Source organism: Aeromonas sp. 600479, from assembly GCF_049175515.1.
In the GTDB taxonomy this organism is placed as follows: domain Bacteria; phylum Pseudomonadota; class Gammaproteobacteria; order Enterobacterales; family Aeromonadaceae; genus Aeromonas; species Aeromonas veronii_A.
In genome coordinates, this window is the sequence record NZ_JAAKVF010000008.1 from 106,935 (window position 1) to 123,787 (window position 16,853).

Below are 16,853 nucleotides of genomic sequence, written 5' to 3' on the forward strand. Positions count from 1 at the left end.
ACAGAAGAGACAACCGGCAGCGATCGGGAATCCGATCAGGATCAATAGATGGGCAGCTCCACCCCGGCCAGCAGCTCGTCGATGCGCGCCTGGGTCGGCTGCTGCATCACGCTCTGGATCACCTCCTTGGTGAGGTGGGGCGAGAAGGAGCTGATGAAGTCATACATGTAGTTCTGCAGCAGGATGCTCTTGCTGAAGCAGATCTGGGCCGGGCAGGGCTTGAACAGGTGCTCCAGATTGATGGAGACCAGCCCGGGGCTGTCGGTGTCGTTGGCCACCAGCGAGGAGATAATGCCGATGCCAAAGCCCAGCTCCACGTAGCGCTTGATCACTCCGGCATCCATTACCGTCATGTAGTAGCTCGGGGTCAGCCCCGCCGCCTGAAACACCTCGTCCTGCACCTGCCGACCGGTGGCTCCGCTCTCGTAACTGAGGATCGGGTAGTGGCAGAGCTGCTCCAGCGTCGGCTTCTTCACCTTGGCCAGCGGGTGATCCTGCGGCACCACCAGCGAGAGGGTCCAGAGGTAGGCGGGCAGCGCGATCAGCTCCTTGTCGAAGCCAATTTCGTGGGCAACGATGGAGAAATCGGAGTAACCCTTGCTGATCTGCTCCTTGCTCGCCGACATCACCGGATGGAGGTGGAACGAGATCTTGGGGTACTTCTTGGTGAAGTAGGTAACCGATTTGGGCAGCAGATAGCGGGCGATGGTGTGGGTAGTGTGGATGTTGAGGGTGCCCACGGTCGGGTCCAGATACTCGCGGGAGATCGCCTTGATCTTGCTCTCGATATTGAGCATCGCCTCGGCACACTTGATGATCTCCTCGCCTACCGGGGTAATGCGGTGCAGATGCTTGCCACGGCGCTCGAAGATCCGCACTCCCAGCTCGCTCTCCAACAGGCCAATCTGCTTGCTGACCCCGGGCTGGCTGGTATAGAGCGCATCGGACGCCACCGAGACGTTGAGGTTGTGGTCCCGGATCGCGATCAAGTACTTCAATTGCTGTAGTTTCAAGGCTTCACCCTCTCAAGCTGGTGCGGCGATCACGCCAGACAAACAGGCCGCCACAAAGGGCGGCCAGTGTATCATCCGATCCCGACATCGCAGCGCTTGATCCTTCATTTTGCTACAAAATCTAGCACCCGAAGGGGGTCGCTGACAAACCGCACTCAGGCCGCGCCAGCCCGCAGCGGCAGGATCCCCAAAAACTGCAGCAACCACTGCATCATGGTGGTCGAATCCACCTCCCCCTCCAGCGAGGAGAGGCTGCTCTGGTAACGCTCGTCGGGCAGCAGGCCACGGCGCCGTTCGATCAGCGCCCGGTTGTACTCCACAGAGAACTCGGGGTGCCCCTGAATGGCCACTATGTTGTCCCCCTGCAGGAACATGAAGTTGGGACAAAAATCGTTGCCCGCCAGCCGGGTTGCTCCGGGTGGCAGCAACGCCACCTGATCCTGATGGCTCGCCAGAATGCGGATATGATCCCGCGCCGGCGCCATCCAGGGGGCATCTTCCAGCATGGGGTGAACCGACACCCCCAGCCCCCACCCCTTGGTTGATTTCACCACTTCGCCACCGAGCGCCTGAGCGATCACCTGATGGCCGAAACAGATCCCGGCCAGCTTGACGTCGGCATCATGGGCATGGCGGATCCAGCCACGCAGTGCCTGGATCCAGGGGATATCGCTGTAGGCATCGTGGCGTGAACCTGTGATGAGCCAGGCATCGCACTCATGCATATCCTCCGGCAACTCGCCATCGATGGCTGACCAGACCCGAAACTCCAGCTCGGGTGCCAGCGGCTGAAACCCCCTGATAAACATCTCGGAGTAGACGGGGCCAAAACGATCCGCCAGATCGGGATCCAGCCGGTCACAATCGAGAATTCCCAATCGCATCTGTTGCTCCTTTACAGAAGTGCCCCCGCAGACCAGCGATCTGCGGGGGCAAGAGAATCAAATCATGGTGGTGAGCCCTGGGCTCATCACTTCATGGTTGGCATGGAGAACTCGGCACCACTGCGCAGGCTCTGGGGCCAGCGCGCCGTCACCGTCTTCATCCGGGTATAAAAGCGAACCCCATCCGGCCCGTGCATGTTGAGCGGCCCGAAGATGGAGCGCTTCCAGCCGCCAAAGCTGTGAAACGCCATCGGCACCGGAATGGGAACGTTCACCCCTACCATACCGACCTGCACCCGCGCCGTGAAGTCCCGCGCGGTGTCGCCGTCACAGGTAAAGATGGCGGTACCGTTGCCGTACTCGTGCTCGTTGATAAGGCGCAGTGCCGTCTCGTAGTCCGGCACCCGCACGATGGAGAGCACAGGGCCGAAGATCTCCTCGCGGTAGATGCGCATCTCGGGGGTCACCTCGTCAAACAGGCAGCCACCGATAAAGTAACCCTCGTCGTGGCTCAGCGTGCGACCGTCGACCCGCAGCGCGGCCCCTTCGGCCACCCCCTGATCCACGTAGCCGCGCACCTTGGCCAGATGCTCCTTGCTGATGAGCGGCCCCATTTCGTTCTCCGGGCTCTGGCCCAGCCCCGGGCCCACCCGCAGTTTTTCCACCAGCGGCGTCAGCTTGGCCACCAGCGCATCGGCGGTCTCGTCCCCCACCACCACGGCTACCGAGATCGCCATGCAGCGCTCACCCGCTGCCCCATAAGCAGCCCCCATCAGGGCGGAGACCGCCTGATCGAGATCCGCATCCGGCATCACCACCATATGGTTCTTGGCGCCGCCCAACGCCTGTACCCGTTTGCCGTGGGCAGAGGCGGTGGCATAGATGTACTGGGCGATGGGGGTGGAGCCGACAAACGACACGGCGCCGACCCGCGGGTCGGTCAGCAGCACATCCACCACCTCCTTGTCACCGTTCACCACGTTGAGCACCCCGTCCGGCAGACCGGCCTCCTTGAGCAGCTCGGCCATCCGCAGCGAGAGGGAGGGATCCTTCTCGGAGGGTTTGAGAATAAAGGTATTGCCGCAGGCGATGGCGACCGGGAACATCCAGAGCGGCACCATGGCCGGGAAGTTGAACGGCGTGATACCGGCGCAAACCCCGACCGGCTGCATCATGGAGTAGCTGTCTACCCCGCGACCGACGTTGAGGGAGTGCTCCCCCTTGAGCAGATGGGGGATGCCGCAGGCAAACTCCACCACCTCCAGCCCGCGGGTCAACTCACCCTGCGCATCGGAGAAGACTTTGCCGTGCTCGCGGCTGATGAGCTGGGCGAGCTCGTCCCTGTGCTGCTCCATCAACTCCTTGAAGCGGAAAAAAACCCGGGCCCGCACCAGCGGCGGGGTTTGTGACCAGTCGGCAAAGGCGCGCTCGGCAATGGCGATCGCCTCCTGACACTCGGCGGCGCTGGAAAGCCCGACGCTTCCCTGCTGCTTGCCGCAGGCTGGGTTGAAGATGGCACCCTGGCGCTCGCTACGACTCTCCTGCGGCTGGCCGTTGATGAAGTTGCTGACCCTGTATGTCATGTATCCTCCGTGATAATTGATGTGGTGATTGCGCTGAACAAGACAACGCAAGGCCCCGCCAGCGCGGGGCCATCCAATGGGTTAGGGTTGTGCCTGCAGGGCATCCTGCAGCAGGGTGAAGAGATCATCGATCTGGCTGCGCTCGATGATGAGGGGTGGCGACAGGGCTATGATGTCGCCGGTCACCCTGATCAGCGCCCCCTTCTCGAAGCAGCGGACAAACACCTCATAGGCGCGCTTGCCCGGCGCATCCGGCATGGATTCAAGTTCGATACCGGCCACCAGCCCGTAGTTGCGCACATCCTTCACATGCTTGCAGCCCTTCAGCGAATGGGCCGCCTCCTCCCAGTAGCCCGCCAGATCCGCGGCGCGGCTAAGCAGGTTCTCATTGCGATAGATCTCGAGGGTCGCGAGACCGGCAGCGGCAGCCACCGGATGGCCAGAGTAGGTGTAACCATGGAACAGCTCGATGGCTCCTTTGCCTGCCGCCATCATGTCGTCATAAATATGCTTTTGCACCAACACAGCTCCCATGGGGATAGCGCCGTTGGTGAGCCCCTTGGCGCAGGTGATCATGTCGGGGATGACATCGAACTCCTGTGCGGCAAAGGGGGAGCCAAGACGACCGAAACCGGTGATCACCTCGTCAAAAACCAGCAGGATGCCGTGTTTGGTACAGATCTCCCGCAGCCGCTTGAGATAGCCTTTGGGCGGCATCAGCACACCGGTACTGCCAGCGATGGGCTCGACGATCACCGCCGCGATATTGCTGGCATCGTGCAGAAAGACGATCTTTTCCAGCTCGTCGGCCAGCGCCACATCCTCCTCGGGCAGTCCTTTGGTGAAGGCATTCTTGGCGATGTTGAGGGTATGGGGCAGATGATCAACGCCGGTCAGCAGGGAGCCAAACCACTTGCGGTTACCGGGAATGCCCCCCACCGAGATGCCGCCAAAACCGACGCCATGGTAGCCCCGCTCGCGGCCAATCAACCGGGTACGGGTGCCCTGACCACGGGCCCGCTGCCAGGCCAGTGCGATTTTGAGCGCGGTATCGACCGATTCTGAGCCGGAGTTAGTGTAGAAGACATGGCCAAAGCCCTGGGGAGCGATCTCCACCAGCCGGTTAGCCAGCTCGAACGGCAGGGGGTGGCCCATCTGAAAGGTGGGGGCAAAATCGAGGTGGGAAATCTGCTGGGAGACCGCCTCGGCAATCTCGCGCCGACCATGGCCCGCGTTGCAACACCAGAGTCCGGCAGTGCCATCCAGTATCTTGCGGCCATCCTCTGAGTGATAATACATCCCCTCTGCCGACTTCAGGATGCGCGGCGCCGCCTTGAACTGCTGGTTGGCGGTGAACGGCATCCAGAAAGCGGACATGTCGGAGGGGGTATTGATGTCGCTGATCGGTTTCATGGTCACCTCATCCTTAAGGTGTTTAGCAACTATTGGCTATTGCCCATTAAATTAAACACCTGAATCCATAAAAAAGGGCTCATGATCGCCCTGTCTGATGCCACCCCTAGCTAGATGGCTCTACAGGGTGGTATAAGATATTTAACACAAATTTAATAATAGTAAACAGTCAAGGAGTGTCTATCGATGGATATCGGTCACCGTCTCAAGGCGGTTCGCACCAAGGCGGCCCTCTCCCAGCGTGAGCTGGCCAAACGTTCGGGCGTGACCAACGGATTCATCTCCCAGATCGAAAAGAATCAGGTGAGCCCGTCAGTTGCCTCCCTGCGCAAGGTGCTGGAAGGGATCCCCATGTCACTGGCCAGCTTCTTTACCGAAGAGACCGAAATGGACTCCGAAGTGATCTTCCGCGCCGCCGACATGCCGGATCTCGGCACTCACCCCATCAGCTACCGGCTGGTGGGCCACAGCCGCGCCAACCGCGCTATCGGCATGATGCAGGAAGTATTGCCACCGGGCGCCGATACCGGCGACGACATGCTGAGCCACGAGGGTGAAGAGTGCGGCATCGTCATCAAGGGCGAGGTTGAAGTGACCGTGGGCGAGCAGATCTACCTGCTGACACCGGGCGATGGCTACTACTTCGACAGCCGCACTCCCCACCGTTTTCGCAATGTGGGCGGGCAGGAGTGCGTATTGATTTCGGCCAATACTCCCGCCAGTTTCTAACTGGGTGATAAGGGGTCAGCCAGTCACCAATGTTTAATGAATTGTTACAAAGTGGATTTACAAGTGGCCGGATGTTTAGCATATTGATACGCGGACAATGACTTTTGCCGGTTCAAGGAGTGAACATGAGTGACCTGACCCTGGCCCAGTGGCAACACAAGGCCGCCCATCTGACCCTGCCCTCACAAGCCTTTATCAACGGTAGCTATCGGGATGCCGTCAATGGTGCCACCTTCGACTGTATCAACCCGGCCAACGGCAAGCTGCTGACCAGGGTAGCAGCGTGCGATGCCGCCGATGCCGAACTGGCGGTACAGGCCGCTCGTAAAGCCTTCAATGACAAGCGCTGGAGCGGCATGGCGCCGAAACAGCGCAAGCTGATCATGCAGCGCTTCGCCGAACTGATGCGTCTCAACAAGGTGGAGCTGGCACTGCTGGAGTCGCTGGACATGGGCAAGCCCATCGGCGATGCCATGGGATACGATGCCCCTGCTGCAGCCAACTGCATCGCCTGGAACGCCGAGGCTATCGACAAGATCTACGATCAGGTCGCTCCGGTCGAGGAATCCGCCCTGGCGCTGGTGACCCGCGAAGCGCTCGGGGTGGTCGCCGCCATCGTGCCATGGAACTTCCCGCTGGTGATGGCCTGCTGGAAGCTGGGGCCGGCGCTCGCTACCGGCAACTCGGTCATTCTCAAACCTTCCGAAAAGTCCCCCCTGACCGCCTTGCGTATCGCAGGTCTGGCCAAGGAGGCCGGCATTCCTGACGGCGTGTTCAACGTACTGCCCGGCTTTGGCCATACCGTGGGCGAAGCGCTGGCCATGCACATGGATGTGGATTGCATCACCTTCACCGGCTCCACCAAAATCGGCAAGCACCTGGTGGAGTGTTCCGGCAAGTCCAACCTCAAGCGCGCCTTTATGGAGTGCGGCGGCAAGAGCCCCAACATCATACTGGCGGATGCGCCGGATCTGGACGCCGCCGCCAAAAGCGCGGCCAGCGCCATCTTCTACAACCAGGGCGAGGTGTGCACCGCCGCCTCCCGGCTGCTGGTGCAAAACAGCATCAAGCCGCAGTTTATGGAAAGGCTGCTGGCCCACGCCCGCGAATGGATCTCGGCCAACCCGCTCGACCCCGCTACCCGCATCGGCGCCATGGTAGATCACATCCAGATGGAGCAGGTGCTGCGCTATGTCGAGATTGGCAAGCAGGAGGGGGCCAAGCTGCTACTGGGGGGCAAACGCACCAATCTTGAGAGCGGCGGCTTCTATATCGAGCCCACCATCTTCGATGAGGTAACCCCGCAGATGCGTATCTTCCGCGAGGAGATTTTCGGCCCTGTGCTGGCGGTGACCGGCTTCGACACGCTGGAAGAAGCCATCGCCCTTGGCAACGACACCGACTACGGGCTGGCGGCGGCGATCTGGACAGCGGATCTCAACAAGGCGGTGAAGGGCTCCCGCGCCCTGCGCGCCGGCACCGTGTTCGTCAACAACTGGGATGGCGGCGACATGACCATGCCGTTTGGCGGCTTCAAGCAGTCCGGTAACGGTCGCGACAAGTCGCTGCACGCGCTGGAGAAGTACACCGAGCTGAAAAGTACCTGGATCCAGCTCGAATAAGGGTATAAATAGCCATCATCATCAGCAAGGGGGGATAAATCCCCCCTTTTGCATTTTGGCCTTCCATCAGGCAGCACAATCGATATAATCATCAAATAAGCAAGCCATTAAATATAAAGACAAAAATGCTATTTTTTCTGGGAAGCGTACTTTTTCTGGTGATCGGGTTGCCCCTGCTGTTTTTCGTGCTGGGGCACGGCGAGGCCTACGTGACCTGGGGCCCCTGGATCTCTGCCATCGCTCTGATGTTGTGGCTGTTGATGGACGTCGACAAGATCCGTCGCGGCAAAGGATGACCCGCTTCCAACCGTATTCTCAAACTTCGTTTATTCGCTTCTTTCCTCGATAAAGGATCGCTACACTGATTTTTTGCGATGTTTTCCCGCATCCAACGCATCAGTAAAGGTCATCCGCATGCCGCAACAGATCCAGCGCCAGGGCGTCATCTACGCCCTGTGCGCCTATACCCTTTGGGGCATAGCCCCCATCTATTTCAAAACCATCTCTGCCGTCCCGGCTGCCGAAATTCTGACCCACAGGATGATCTGGTCCTGCGTGCTGCTGATGGTGCTCACCCTGGCAGGCCGCCAGTGGCACAAGGTGCAGGCCGTGCTGCGTCAGCCAAAAGTGCTGCTCACCCTGGCGTTTACCTCGGTCACCGTTGGCGGCAACTGGCTGCTGTTTATCTGGGCCATCAACAACGGGCACATGCTGGATGCCAGCCTCGGCTACTACATCAACCCGCTGTTCAACGTGCTGCTGGGGATGGTGTTTCTGAGCGAGAAACTGCGCCGGCTGCAGTGGTGGGCGGTGGCGCTGGCCTTTGCCGGAGTGGCGATCCAGCTCATCGCCTTTGGCTCCCTGCCCTGGATTGCACTGGTGCTGGCGTCGAGCTTCGCCATCTATGGTCTGGTGCGCAAAAAGCTGGCCCTCGATGCACTTACCGGCCTGCTGATCGAAACCATGATCATGCTGCCACCGGCAGCCATCTATCTGTGGGGATTTGCCGACAGCCCCACCAGCCACCTCACCCAGAATGACTGGCACCTCAACCTGCTGCTGATCGCTGCAGGCGCCGTCACCACAGCCCCCCTGCTCTGTTTCACCGCCGCTGCGACCCGGCTCAAGCTATCCACCCTGGGCTTCTTCCAGTACATAGGCCCCAGCCTGATGTTCATCCTCGCGGTCACTCTCTACGGCGAGGAGCTGGCAATGGACAAGGCTCTCACTTTCGCCTGTATCTGGAGCGCACTGCTGATCTTCACGCTCGATGGGCTGCGTAACGGCAAGCGCCCCGCTGCAACGAGCAATATAAAGCTTTCAAAATCAAATCCGTAGATAACAAAGTAGTCATAAGCGATATGCCATTTTCTCGCCTCCTGGCCTGTTAAACCGGTAGCCTTGGACTCAATGTGGGAATAGGATCCGCACTCCCAATTCTTCATCCAGCTATAAGGATCAACAGGCATGAATCGAAAATGGTCGCTCCCCATCGTGGCAATCGCGGGGGGAGCGTTACTCTGGCTCGGCAACACCTTTGGTATGAAATGGGCTTTGATGGCCCTGATCGGATTCGGCTTCGGCTTCACCCTCTCCTTCAGCCGCTTCGGTATCGTATTCGGTTGGCGCGAGATGCTGACCAAGCGCAACAGCTACTATGTGCGGGTTCACCTGCTCACCATCGCCATCGAAATTCTATTGTTCACCTGCTTCCTCTCCTTTAGCCACGCCCTGTTTGGCGACGCCATGGTGGGCAACGTGATGGCCATCGGCATTCCCTTCATCGTCGGTGCCTTCCTGTTCGGCATCGGCATGCAGCTGGCGGGCGTCTGCGCCACCGGCACCCTTTACTGCTGCGGCGAGGGGCAACCCCGCTTCTGGCTGGTGCTGCTCTGCTACGGCATCGGCACCCTGATCAGCAACCAGTTCCGCCCCGAACTGGAGGCCACCTTCTCCAGCCATGTGGTGCTGGCAAAAGACCTGACTGGCAATATCTGGAGCGGCATGCTGCTCAACCTGGCGCTGGTCGCCGCGCTGTTCCTGCTGTTTCGCAACAGCGAGCTAAAACGTACCGGCGAGCTCAAGCCCCTCTTCAGCGGCGGCAACCTGTTCTGGCGCGACGGCCGCTTCACCGTGCTGACCGGCGGCATCATCATAGCTCTGCTCAACTCCTCCGTGGTCGCCCTGCACGGCTCGGCCTGGACCATCACCGGCGCCGTCTATGACATGGCGCTGCGCGGTGCCTCCCTGCTCGGCCTGTTCGAGGGCCACCCCAAGCTGGCCCAGCCGCTCTTCATCAACCCCATGGTCGGCATGTTCTGGCTCGGCATTCTGGGGGCCATGCTGGCGCGCTGCATCAGTGGTGGCGGCACCTTCGCACCGATGCGGCTCGGCAACAGCCTGGCCTCCATCCTCGGCGGCCTGCTGATGGGGATGGGCGCCATGTACAGCGCCTGCAACCTCGGCGGCTTCTTCGACGGCACCGCTTCTGGCAGCCTGCACGGCTGGGTCTGGATGCTGATGGCCCTCGCCGGCAGCCTGATCGGCATCCGCCTGCGTCCGCTGTTCAAGCTATAAGCCACAGACCGGTACTCTCCAACAAGGGAGTCAGGTCACACCAAATAGAGAGAGCCAGTCCGCTTGTGCGGGCTGGCTCTCTTTTTTCTGTCGCGCCGCTATCATACCGGCGCTTCCACTAGATCCGCATCAGAACCACTGGCCGTAGCGCTTGATGTAGATGCTCTTGATGGTCTGGGTCAGCCCCATGTAGGCCAGCATGGTAATCACCAGCCACATGAAGTACTTGGGCCCATCCAGGGTGATGAAGCCGAAGTGCTCCGCCACCGGCGAGAACGGCAGGTAGCAGCCGATGGCGATAGCGATGGAGGTGGAGAGCAGCACCGGCAGGGTAGCGGTACTCTGCAGGAACGGGATCTTGCGGGTACGCAACATGTGCACCACCAGGGTCTGCGACACCAGTCCCTCGATGAACCAGCCGGAGTTCATGATGGCCTGACCGTTGACCAGCGGATCCATGCTGCCGTTGGCAGTGGCATAGAGAGCGCCGGCGCCGAACACGAACCACATCAGGCAGTAGGTGCTGATATCGAACACCGACGAGGTCGGGCCTAGCCACAGCATGAAGCGCTTTATGTTGCTCGCCTCCCACTTGCGCGGCCGCTTGAGGAACTCGGGATCCATCTTGTCCCAGGGCAGCAGCATCTGGGAGACGTCATACACCAGGTTCTGGATCAACATCTGCATCGCCAGCATGGGGGCCCATGGCAGCCAGGCGGAGGCCACCAGCACCGAGAAGACGTTGCCGAAGTTGGAGCTGGCGGTCATGTTGAGATACTTGAGGATATTGCCAAAAGTCTCGCGCCCCTTGATCACCCCCTCCTCCAGCACCATCAGACTCTTCTCCAGCAGGATGATGTCGGCGGTCTCCTTGGCGATATCGGCACCGCTGTCCACCGAGATCCCCACGTCCGCATCCCGCAGCGCCGGTGCATCGTTGATGCCGTCACCGAGGAAACCGACGGTGTTGCCGTTGGCCTGCAGCGCCTTCACCACCCGCGACTTCTGCAGCGGGGTGAGCTTGGCGAAGATGGTGGTCTGCTTGACCACCTCGCACAGCGCCACGTCATCCATTCCTTCGATATCCTTGCCGAGCAGCGGTACACCGGGCTCCAGCCCAACATCACGACACACCTTGCTGGTAATGATAGGGTTATCGCCGGTCAGTACCTTTACCGCTACGCCATAGTCGTTCAGCGCACGAATGGCCGGTGCGGCTGAATCCTTGGGCGGATCGAAGAAGGTGAGGAAACCGCGCACCACCAGATTGACCTCGTCACTGGTGCGATAGCTCTGCTTGCACTCGGCAGCCGGGATCTCTCGGGTAGCCACGATCAACACCCGATAACCGTCGGCGTTGTACTCTTCACTGCGACGCAGCAAGGTACGGCGCTCAATCTCATCCAGCTCTCGGATCTGCTTGCCATCATCAATGTGGCTGGAGACGGAGAGCATCTCCTCGACCGCCCCCTTGGAAACCATCAGCTGCTGGCCACGCTCATCCTGTACGATCACCGACAGGCGCCGGCGCACGAAGTCGAACGGCAACTCATCCACCTTGCTGTAACCCGCCGGCTTGCAGCCAGCCCCCAGTGCATCGGCGTGCTCGATCACGGCGATGTCCATCAGATTCTTCATGCCGCTCTGATGATAACTGTTGAGCCAGGCCAACTGCAGGATCCGGTCGTCCCGGTTGCCACGCACGTCGTAGTGGTGCTCGAGGATGATCTTGTCCTGGGTCAGGGTACCGGTCTTGTCGGTGCAGAGCACGTCCATGGCACCGAAGTTTTGCACCGAGTTGAGACGCTTGACCACTACCTTGCGCTTGGCCATGGCCACCGCCCCCCGCGCCAGGTTGGCAGAAACGATCATCGGCAGCATCTCGGGGGTGAGCCCCACCGCCACCGCCAGCGCGAAGGTGAGTGCAGACATCCAGTCACCACTGCTGATACCACTCAGCATAAAGACGATGGGTACCATCACCAGCATGAAACGAATAAGCAGCCTGGTGACGCTGTTGACGCCGCGATCGAAACTGGTCTCGATGCGCTTGTGGCTCACCACGTTGCGGGCCAGCGAACCGAAGTAGGTGTCGCTGCCGGTGGCCACGACCACAGCCTTGGCTGTACCGCTCACCACGTTGGTGCCCATGAAGCAGATGTTGGGCTGATCGAGCAACCCCACGTCCCCTGTGCTGTTGCCGTCTGCCGACTTCTCGGCCACAGCTCCCAGAGTGTCATACTTCTCCACCGGCAGTGCTTCACCGGTCAGCACCGCCTGGCTGATGAAGAGATCGCGGGATTCAATCAGCTTGATGTCGGCGGGGATCATGTCTCCCGCCTGCAAGTGCACTATGTCTCCGGCCACCAGCTCGGTCATTGCCACTTCCTTGCGCTGGGGGGTAGCGCCCGGCGAGGGACGACGCTGTACAGTGGCAGTGTTGCGCACCAGTGACTTGAGCGCCTCGGCCGCCTTGGCCGAACGGTACTCCTGCCAGAAGCGCAGCAGACCGCTCAGGCCCACCATGACACCGAGGATGATCACCTTGACCCAGTCCTCATCACCCGGCTCGGCCATCAGCACGTCCATCACATAACTGACCAGCCCAAGCACCATCAAGACCATCACAAACGGGTTTTTGAACGCCTGCAGCAGCTGGATCAATGGATGGGGCGGCTTGTCGTGGGTCACCTCGTTGGGGCCAAACTGGACCAGACGGTTGGCAGCCTCGGTCGCGGTAAGGCCATCAATATTGCCGCGCACGGCAGTAAGGGTGTATTCGAGAGACTTGTCGGCCTCGTCGAGCACCCGAGAGGAGAGCTTCTCATTGGCACGGCCCGGGGCGACGAACCCCTGTTGCTTGTGCCGGCTGGCAGTATGTTGTTGCTTCATAACTTTAAATCCTGATTTTCGCTTGCAGCAGGGCCCTGTCGCGGGCCAGGCCTGGCGTCAGTACTGATATCGAAGGCAGTAAACCCGATGCGTTGCCGGCACGATCAACTGGCGTGCACGGGGCTGCCCGTCAGACAAACGTCTGCCGTCGCGCTCACTGGCATAGTCGGGTCAGATCAGGGGTCAGGACTCCATATCCTGTTACCCGCAGGGGGGTCAGGCGTGGAGAGGTATGGACCCCGAGGGTCGAGGTTTGGGCTCTTCGGTCATACGATATCCTCCGAGTGGGGTGGAGATAGGGCCGGACATACCATAGACAGCGATACACACTGTCGTTGGCAGGCATGGCCATGGGTCTGCATTATCGACCTACCAATACGGTGATCCCGCAACCAGAGCGGCATACATCCATAAAGAAAATAAGGATTACGACAGCTTGAAATAACGGGATGCGGACAGGAAATAGTATCAGTGATATCTGGCGGGTACGTATATCGGAGAAAACCACGCCCATGGAAATATTTCGATGCAACCCTTGTTACGACCGAATTATATTAATCAATCACGTCAATTATTTTAATTTGAAACCTGTCCTATCGAAAACGAAATAGTTTTCAATATGAAATTATCCATCTTGTTATTTTACGCTTGATCCCTTCCCGACCACGACACAGATACATGGTTCCAACGCTGTGACGGCCCTGACGGGCACCGGGAGTATGTGATGAAGCGTTCAATTGCAGGGGTCGCGAGGCGCGCATGGCTCGCAGATGAGCGGAACGATCCAGATTTACAACCGAAATCCCTGATGAAGGCGGGATGAAGAGGTTGTGAGAGTCGATGCTGACTCATATAGATGCTGCACTCTATGCTTGTGATTCGAGCAATCAGAGTGAGAGAGAAGATAAAATATTCGGCCTCAGCTCTGGTAAACCCGCATCGCGATTTGCAATCGGCTACAACTGTCGCAGTCCATAATATTTACCTGTCTATTGATAACACGCAGAGATTCTAACCAAAAGGATCTTCAGGCGCAAAGTTTAATTCTATTTTTTTATCCTGTAATTTCTTGGAAATATAATAACTATTCCTATTAGGAAAAGATTCGATAGCTCATGATGTTGGCAACCCAGGTCTGCGCCACCACCATCCGATCACGCTGACCATAGAAAACGGGAGGCCTGGCCTCCCGTTCTTCTCGAATCCCATCTCTGCCACAGCATCACTGCGCCGGCTGGGAAACCCCTTCCAGATGGATTTCCACCCGGCGATCCGGTGCCAGACAGGCGATCAGCTCTTGCTTGGAGCGGCTGGCACAGCTGTTGCCAGTGACCGGATTGGACTTGCCACGCCCCTCGACTCGTACCTTGTCGGCATACAAGCCTTTGGATACCAGATAGCTGGCCACACTCTGGGCCCGCTTCTCGGAGAGGGCCATGTTGTAGTTGTCGGAGCCGATGCGGTCGGTATAACCGATGACAGTTGCGACGCCATCTTTCGGATTGGCCGCCACAATCTGGCTGAACAGGGCATCGAGCGCCTGATTGGCAGCCGGCTTCAGGGTCGCCTTGTTGAACTCGAACAGCACATCGGAACTCAGACTGAAGGTCTTGGGCTCAACCACGGCTACAGGTGCCGGTTCGGCGGCCGGAGCGGGCGCCGGTGCTACGACTTCGCCACCTTGCTGACCGAAGCGATAGAGCATCCCGAACGAAATAAGGCCGTTATCCATCTCGATACCGGAGCGATCGAGAGAGGCATCTCCCAGCGGCGTGGTGTACTGGTACTCCAGACGGGCAGCCCAGTCACGATCGATGGCATATTCGGCACCCAGCGCCCCGACAAAGGCGGCGCCATGCTTCTTGCCGGTCTCGCTGGTATTGGCGAAGCTGATCTCGCTATCCGTCCAGGCATAGGCACCGCCCAGTCGGCCATAAAGATCGAGCACATTCGTTGCCGGGAAGCTGATCTTCATGGTGGCCTGAATCATCTGGCTCTTGGCTTCGGTATTGAGGGTATTGGCGCCAGTGCCCGAAGTGGTGTCGTATTTGCCAAGCCAGTCATAACCCAGCTCGAAACCCAGGTTGGGGTTGAGCTGGTAACCGGCGAACAGGCCCAGACCCAGATCATCCGTGTTCTCGCTGGTATTACCCAACGTCTGGGCAATCGACTCGGCATACTGGTTGTGGTCAACGCCATAGTAATTGGACCAACCGGCCTTGCCACCGACATACCAGGTATTGTCCTGAGCAGCGGCCTGCACGGCTCCGGCCGCCAGCAAACCACTGACCAATACGGCAAGCATGGATTTATTCATATTTTCGCCTCTGCAATAAGTCGTTATGGGCGCCTGAGTGCGCACTTTCCCTGTGTGAAGCCGTCAGGCGGCCTCTCCGCTATTCAGGGTATCCCATCCGAACGCAGCCTCAAATGACCAGCCCATCAGGAGTGTGAGCTTGCCTGCAATATCCGGCGTAAAAATCGCCAGCACAGCGGTTCACATTGTTTTGTCAGTAAAACCATGGGCAGGGGTTACCCTGCAATAACTTCTCTACGCCCGACATATAAAAAAGGGAGGCATGGCACCTCCCTCTGGACTGGTCGTAGCAACCCTCTTGCTCAACTGGCCAGGAACAGCCGGTAGGCGGGGTCGTCGCTCACCTCTTTCCAGCCGTAGCCAATCTCGCGCAGGTAGTCGTGGAAGGCGGCTACGTCCTCATCCGGCAGCTCGAAGGCGCAGAGCACACGGCCGTAGTCGGCACCGTGGTTGCGGTAGTGGAACAGGCTGATGTTCCAGCGACAGCCCAGGGTCTCGAGAAAACGCATCAAAGCGCCAGGCTGCTCCGGAAACTTGAAGTTGTAGAGACGTTCACCGAGGGGCCGGGCCGGGCGGCCGCCAATCATGTAACGCACGTGGTTCTTGGCCAGCTCGCTCTCGGTCATGTTGACCACCGGATAGCCGTTGCCGCCGAGCTGATCGATGATCTGACCCAGCTCCTCGTCACCGCCGGTGAGGCGCACCGAGACGAACAGCGACGCCTGCTCGGCATCGGCGTAGCGATAGTTGAACTCGGTCACCATGCGCGGCCCGAGCTGACGGCAGAAGTCGAGGAAGGCCCCTTTGCGCTCGGGGATGGTCACCGCCAGCATGCCCTCGCGCTTCTCGCCAATCTCGCAGCGCTCCGACACGTAGCGCAGGCTGTGGAAGTTGACGTTGGCGCCGGACAAAATGGCCGCCATCCGCCCCCCTTTGACCTGCTCCCGCTCGCTGTAGGCCTTGAGGCCAGCCAACGACAGGGCGCCCGACGGCTCGGCAATGGCGCGGCAGTCATCGAAGATGTCTTTCAGTGCGGCGCAGATCTGGTCGTTGGAGACGGTCACCACCTCGTCCAGATACTGGTTGCACAGGCGGAAGGTCTCTTCGCCGATGCGCTTGACCGCCACCCCGTCCGCAAACAGCGAGACCCGCTCCAGATTGACCGGCTCGCCGGCCGCCAGCGCGGCCTTGAGGCAGGCGGAGCCCTCCGCCTCCACCCCGATCACCTTCACATCCGGCAGCAGCTGCTTGATATAGACCGCCACCCCGGCGGCCAACCCGCCGCCCCCCACCGGCACAAAGACGTGGGTGAGGTGGGTATCCTGCTCCAGCAGCTCCTTGCCGATGGTGCCCTGCCCGGCGATCACCTCGACGTCGTCAAACGGCGGGATCAGGGTGTAACCCTCCAATTCAGCGAGGCGGCGACTCTCGCCATAAGCCTCGTCGAAGCTGTTGCCGAACAGCATGACGTTGCCGCCCTGACGGCGCACAGCGTCGATCTTGATGTCCGGCGTGGTCTTGGGCATCACGATGATCGCCTTGATGCCGAGCTTGGCGGCCGACAGGGCGACCCCCTGGGCGTGGTTGCCAGCAGAGGCGGCGATGACGCCACGCGCCTTCTGCTCCTCGGTCAGAGTGGCGATCTTGTGGTAGGCGCCGCGCAGCTTGAAGGAGTGGACCGGTTGCAGATCCTCCCGCTTCAGGCTGACATGGTTGCCGAGTCGCTCGGAGAGTTTCTTCAGGGTTTGCAGGGGGGTGACTCGCGCCGCCTCGTAGACGGGAGAGAGCAACACCTTGCGTAGATAATCAGCCGCAGAGACCAT

General features: G+C 59.7%; 12 protein-coding genes. 5 read left to right on the forward strand and 7 right to left on the reverse strand.

What is annotated here, in order from left to right; genetic code table 11:
• Positions 1 to 41 precede the first annotated feature (41 nt).
• The 4 genes from G5149_RS10775 to G5149_RS10790 form a co-directional block, all read right to left on the reverse strand.
• The gene (locus G5149_RS10775) at positions 42 to 1,013 is read right to left on the reverse strand and encodes a LysR substrate-binding domain-containing protein (RefSeq protein WP_033114758.1); all 972 of its coding nucleotides are present in this window, start codon (positions 1,011 to 1,013) and stop codon (positions 42 to 44) included.
• Between the two features lie 155 nt (positions 1,014 to 1,168).
• A complete protein-coding gene (locus G5149_RS10780; protein WP_421209099.1) occupies positions 1,169 to 1,897 on the reverse strand; it encodes a glutamine amidotransferase-related protein in 729 nt (242 codons plus the stop codon).
• A gap of 86 nt (positions 1,898 to 1,983) precedes the next feature.
• Positions 1,984 to 3,480 (reverse strand): CoA-acylating methylmalonate-semialdehyde dehydrogenase, encoded by a 1,497-nt coding sequence (locus G5149_RS10785; RefSeq protein WP_167566080.1) that lies wholly within the window; start codon positions 3,478 to 3,480, stop codon positions 1,984 to 1,986.
• Between the two features lie 81 nt (positions 3,481 to 3,561).
• On the reverse strand, positions 3,562 to 4,893 hold the full coding sequence (locus tag G5149_RS10790) for an aspartate aminotransferase family protein (protein WP_421212422.1): 1,332 nt from the start codon (positions 4,891 to 4,893) through the stop codon (positions 3,562 to 3,564).
• A gap of 186 nt (positions 4,894 to 5,079) precedes the next feature.
• On the opposite strand from G5149_RS10790, the gene G5149_RS10795 reads away from it, so the two are divergent.
• The 5 genes from G5149_RS10795 (at position 5,080) to G5149_RS10815 (ending at position 9,821) form a co-directional block, all read left to right on the forward strand.
• Positions 5,080 to 5,622 (forward strand): cupin domain-containing protein, encoded by a 543-nt coding sequence (locus G5149_RS10795; protein ID WP_005341995.1) that lies wholly within the window; start codon positions 5,080 to 5,082, stop codon positions 5,620 to 5,622.
• 125 nt (positions 5,623 to 5,747) lie between these two features.
• The gene (locus G5149_RS10800; protein WP_421212423.1) at positions 5,748 to 7,244 is read left to right on the forward strand and encodes an aldehyde dehydrogenase; all 1,497 of its coding nucleotides are present in this window, start codon (positions 5,748 to 5,750) and stop codon (positions 7,242 to 7,244) included.
• Between the two features lie 167 nt (positions 7,245 to 7,411).
• Positions 7,412 to 7,540, forward strand: coding sequence for a hypothetical protein (locus tag G5149_RS10805; protein ID WP_265324673.1), 129 nt, complete (start codon positions 7,412 to 7,414; stop codon positions 7,538 to 7,540).
• Between the two features lie 118 nt (positions 7,541 to 7,658).
• Positions 7,659 to 8,582, forward strand: a complete 924-nt coding sequence (gene rarD, locus G5149_RS10810; RefSeq protein WP_005342001.1) for an EamA family transporter RarD — start codon at positions 7,659 to 7,661, stop codon at positions 8,580 to 8,582.
• Between the two features lie 129 nt (positions 8,583 to 8,711).
• Positions 8,712 to 9,821, forward strand: coding sequence for a YeeE/YedE thiosulfate transporter family protein (locus G5149_RS10815; RefSeq protein ID WP_421212424.1), 1,110 nt, complete (start codon positions 8,712 to 8,714; stop codon positions 9,819 to 9,821).
• Between the two features lie 129 nt (positions 9,822 to 9,950).
• On the opposite strand, the gene mgtA is transcribed toward G5149_RS10815, so the two are convergent.
• The 3 genes from mgtA to ilvA all read right to left on the reverse strand — a co-directional run bounded on the left by mgtA (position 9,951) and on the right by ilvA (position 16,853).
• The gene (gene mgtA, locus G5149_RS10820) at positions 9,951 to 12,713 is read right to left on the reverse strand and encodes a magnesium-translocating P-type ATPase (protein ID WP_421212425.1); all 2,763 of its coding nucleotides are present in this window, start codon (positions 12,711 to 12,713) and stop codon (positions 9,951 to 9,953) included.
• Positions 12,714 to 13,935: 1,222 nt separating this feature from the next.
• On the reverse strand, positions 13,936 to 15,030 hold the full coding sequence (gene ompA, locus G5149_RS10825; protein ID WP_421212426.1) for a porin OmpA: 1,095 nt from the start codon (positions 15,028 to 15,030) through the stop codon (positions 13,936 to 13,938).
• A gap of 302 nt (positions 15,031 to 15,332) precedes the next feature.
• The gene (gene ilvA, locus G5149_RS10830) at positions 15,333 to 16,853 is read right to left on the reverse strand and encodes a threonine ammonia-lyase, biosynthetic (protein ID WP_421212427.1); all 1,521 of its coding nucleotides are present in this window, start codon (positions 16,851 to 16,853) and stop codon (positions 15,333 to 15,335) included.